At 66.1% G+C, this 4,318-nt stretch carries 4 protein-coding genes; all 4 read right to left on the bottom strand.

The genetic code is table 11. From position 1 onward, the window contains the following. On the bottom strand, positions 1-1,352 hold a 1,352-nt coding region (locus AC1D34_RS34475; protein ID WP_476826664.1), incomplete at its 3' end, for a DNA translocase FtsK 4TM domain-containing protein. Positions 1,353-1,563: 211 nt separating this feature from the next. Next, positions 1,564-3,042 carry an ammonium transporter gene (locus AC1D34_RS34470; RefSeq protein WP_441493289.1) on the bottom strand — a complete coding sequence of 493 codons (1,479 nt, stop codon included), beginning with the start codon at positions 3,040-3,042 and terminating at the stop codon, positions 1,564-1,566. 34 nt (positions 3,043-3,076) lie between these two features. Further along, entirely contained in the window at positions 3,077-3,415 is a 339-nt protein-coding gene (locus tag AC1D34_RS34465) for a P-II family nitrogen regulator (RefSeq protein ID WP_476826663.1), read from the bottom strand. Between the two features lie 238 nt (positions 3,416-3,653). Then, positions 3,654-4,318: acyl-CoA thioesterase (locus tag AC1D34_RS34460; protein WP_476826662.1), on the bottom strand; the 665-nt coding region annotated here is incomplete at its 5' end.

Below are 4,318 nucleotides of genomic sequence, written 5' to 3'. Positions count from 1 at the left end.
GCATTGGGCAGTTCGATGCCGATCGCGTTCTTGCCCTGGACAACGGCGACACGCGCCGAGATCGCGCTCATCGAGCGCGCGATGTCGTCGGCCAGCGAGATCACCCGCGACGACTTGGTCCCCGGCGCCGGCTCGAGCTCGTAGAGCGTCACGACAGGGCCCGGGCGAACCTGGCTGATCTCGCCGCGCACGCCAAAGTCCTCGAGCACCCCTTCGAGCAGGGTCGCATTCTGCTCCAGCGCATCCGTCGAGATGGCTGTCGAGGGGACCTTCTTCGGTTCGGCAAGATAGGTCAGCGGCGGCAGCTCGAAATGATCGCGATCGAGCAGGGACGGCTGGGCCTCGCGCGACAGACGCTTGCCAGGCTTGGGAGCAGCGGGCCGGGCGGTGACGCGCGGAGCATTGAGATCGCGCAGGTCCTGCGGTTCATCATCATCGTCGATATCGCCATCGGGAAAGTCGACGACGCGACTGGCCGGACGCGGGCTGGGCAACGGCTCGGGGGCGAAGACTGGAGGGGCAGCGCGGGCCGCAGCTTCGTTGAACTGCGGTTCGCGGCGTACGCGGCTGACGGGCTGGTTGCCAGCGGAGCCAGTGGCGCTGACGGCCGGTTCCGGCGGGTGCGGCAGGCGACGCAGGATCGCGCCCTTGAGCGCCATTGCGCCATGGGCAAGCCAGCCGACAAGGATGACGGCGAAACCGGGCTCGTCGTCGCGACGCTCCTCGGTCTCGGCCCAGGACTCGTCTTCGTCGTCGCTGTCATTGACCGGATCTTCGTCGGTGACGAAGCCGAAGCCCGCGGCGGCGGTCACGGCGAGAATTGCTATACCGGCATAGAGAAAAGCGACAAGGCCGCCGAGGGCGCTGCCTGCGATGCCGACGAGATTGCGCGTCCCAAACAGCAGGCCGTCGCCGATCACGCCGCCCATCCCGGTGGGCAAGGGCCAGCGCGGCGTCGCCGGAAGGGCGCTCGCGACGGCCGCCGTCGCGACGATACCGACAACCCAGAGACCGAGCTTGAGCGCGCCGCGATCGAACAGGTGGAAGCGCATCAGGCGCAGCGCCCAGATCAGCGGCGGGAAGAGCATGGCGATGACGCCGAGCCCGATCATCTGCATGGTCAGATCGGCGATCATCGCACCCGGGCGCCCGAGCAGGTTGTTGACGGCGCCGCCGGTGGCGTTGTTGAGGCTGGGGTCTTCAGCGGCCCAGGTCGCAAGCGCGAGTGCGATGGCCGCTGTCAGCGCCAGCAGCCCGAGCCCGACCATCTCCGACGTCCGTCGCGACAGGAATTCCCGCGCGGGATCGGGCAGGCGATCGATCAGGGATGAGGAGCGTCGGATTGTTCGCATGCCGGCCGGGCCGCCTTCCACAGGACTACAGGCCGCATCATACCGGCCTCCAGCGATCAGGGTATGAAGGTCAGGTTAAGACCCGCTTAACCTTGAAGGGGAGCGCCTCGCCGGCGGATCGATCGGCCTGCTTCTGCGGGCGGAGTTACCGTGAGAAAGGCCCCGGCGGGAGACCGCCGAGGCCTGTTTCACGTGAAGCGGCCGGAGACGCTTACATGCTGTAGGCGCGCTCGCCGTGCTCGGCGATGTCGAGGCCTTCGCGCTCCTGATCCGTGGTGACGCGCAGACCGACGACGACGTCGACGATCTTGTAGAGGATCAGTGAGCCGACGCCGCTGAAGACGAGCGTGAAGAGAACGGCCTTGGCCTGAGCCACGAATGCCGGCCCGAATTCATAGGCCGCGGTGACGAGCTCGCCCGGCTTGGAGACATAGTCCGGGATGCCGCCGCCGCCGAGCGCCTGATTGACCAGGATGCCGGTGGCCAGGGCGCCGATGATGCCGCCGACGCAGTGGATGCCGAACACGTCGAGCGAATCGTCGTAGCCGAGCGCATTCTTGACGGTGGAGCAGAAGACGAAGCAGACGGCGCCAGCGACGAGGCCGAGCACGATCGAGCCCATCGGGCCTGCGAAGCCAGCGGCCGGCGTGACGGCGACGAGACCGGCAACCGCGCCCGAGACCATACCGAGCAGCGAGGGTTTGCCCTTGGCCGCCCATTCGACGAAGAGCCAGCCGAGCGCGGCTGCCGCCGTGGCGACGAAGGTGTTCATCATGGCAAGCGCGGCGGTGCCGTTGGCCTCGAGATTCGAGCCGGCATTGAAGCCGAACCAGCCGACCCAGAGCAGGGCTGCGCCGATCAGCGTCATGGTCAGCGAGTGCGGGGCCATCAATTCCTTACCGTAGCCGACGCGCTTGCCGAGCAGCATGCAGCCGACGAGGCCGGCGATGCCCGCGTTGATGTGGACGACGGTGCCGCCGGCGAAGTCGAGCGCACCCCATTTGAAGAGCATGCCGGCATCGGCGTTGACCGCGTCGAGCGCCGCGGTTGCGGCCGCCTTGGCATCGGGGCCCGCCTCAGCGACAGCCTTGGCCGCATTGCCGACGGCATCGGGACCGCCCCAGTACCAGACCATATGGGCCATCGGGAAATAGATGAAGGTCACCCAGAGGGCGGTGAACAGCATCAGCGCCGAGAACTTGATGCGCTCGGCGAAGGCGCCAACGATCAGGGCCGGCGTGATGCAGGCGAAGGTCATCTGAAAGCAGATGTAGACGTATTCGGGGATGACGACGCCGTTCGAGAAGGTCGCCGCGACCGAGTTGCCGTCGACGCCGCGCAGGAAGGCTTTCGAGAAGCCGCCGACGAAATCGTTCAGGCCGCCGCCGTGGGTGAAGGCGAGGGAGTAGCCGTAGATCACCCAGAGCAGGCTGACCATGCAGACGATGGCGAAGACCTGGGTCAGCACCGAGAGCATGTTCTTGCTGCGCACCAGGCCGCCATAGAACAGGGCGAGGCCGGGAATCGTCATCAGCAGCACGAGCACGGTCGAGCTCATCATGAAGGCGGTATCGCCCTTGTTCGGCACCGGCGCGGCGGGAGCCGCCGCTGTCTGGGCCAGCGCGACCGCCGTGGTCGCGGCGAGCACCGCTCCGACCAGCCCGGCCCGCAATGGGGTCTTGAAATTCATCGGTTGAAACTCCTGGACTGAAGGATCGAGAGGATCAGAGGGCGTCGCCGTCGGTCTCGCCTGTGCGGATGCGGACGGCCTTCTCGATCGACGATRCGAAGATCTTGCCGTCGCCGATCTGGCCGGTACGGGCTGCGGCGGTGATCGCCTCGATCACCTTGCCGACGAGTTCGTCCGAGACGGCGACTTCGATCTTGATCTTCGGCAGGAAGCTCACGGCATATTCGGCACCGCGATAAATCTCGGTATGGCCCTTCTGCCGGCCATATCCCTTCACCTCGGTCACGGTCAGGCCATGCACGCCGATGGCGGTGAGCCCGTCGCGCACCTCCTCCAGCTTGAACGGCTTGATGACAGCCATCACGATTTTCATGCTTGGGTTTCCCCGTTTCCGCCGCCCGGATGTCAGCCCCGGCGATCGCGTTGCGCTCCGCGCGCGCCGGGAGCCCGACACACGTCACGGCCGGTCAATTCAAGGCCCGTGCCAACTGCCGGAGGGGGATCATGAGGGGATGACGCAAGGAAAAACGCCCCGTCGCACCACTCGGTGCGGGGTGATTGCCTAATAAGCAGGCAAATGCTTGGTTGCTGTGCTTCTGCTTAGAAAGCGCTCATTCGCGGTCCGGACGCGGCCGGATCAGGCCTTCCTGCGCCACGGACGCGACGAGCTTGCCATGGCGATCGAAAACAAGGCCGCGGGAGAACCCGCGCGCGCCCGAGGTCGAGGGGCTGTCCTGAGCATAGAGCAGCCAGTCATCGGCGCGGAAGGGGCGATGAAACCAGAGCGCATGATCGAGGCTCGCGCCCTGGATCTGCTTGTCGAACACGGTCTTGCCATGCGCGATGAGGCTCGAATCGAGCAGCATCAGATCCGAAGCATAGGCAAGCACGCTTTGATGAACCGCCGGATCGTCGGGCAAAGGCTGCATCGAGCGGATCCAGACATTGAACTTCGGCTCCATCTTCTCGCCTGTGACGTAGCGCTGGAGCTCGACGGGCCGAATCTCGATCGGCCGCTCGCGCTGGTAATAGGCGCGCACGGCTTCGGGCATATGCGGCAGCACGCTGCGCTGCATCTCCTCCCGGTTCGGCAGTTCCTCCGGCATCGGCACGTCCGGCATCGGCATCTGATGCTCATAGCCGGGTTCTTCAGCCTGGAACGAGGCGGACATCGAGAAGATCGCCTCGCCATGCTGGATCGCCAGCACGCGCCGCGTCGTAAACGAGCGGCCGTCGCGGAGCCTTTCGACCTCGTAAATGATCGGAGTCTCGGGGT

Source organism: Allobosea sp. P1_A7, assembly GCF_056406775.1.
Note: the sequence above shows the minus strand (reverse complement) of the source record. Positions and strands in the feature narration are given on the sequence as shown.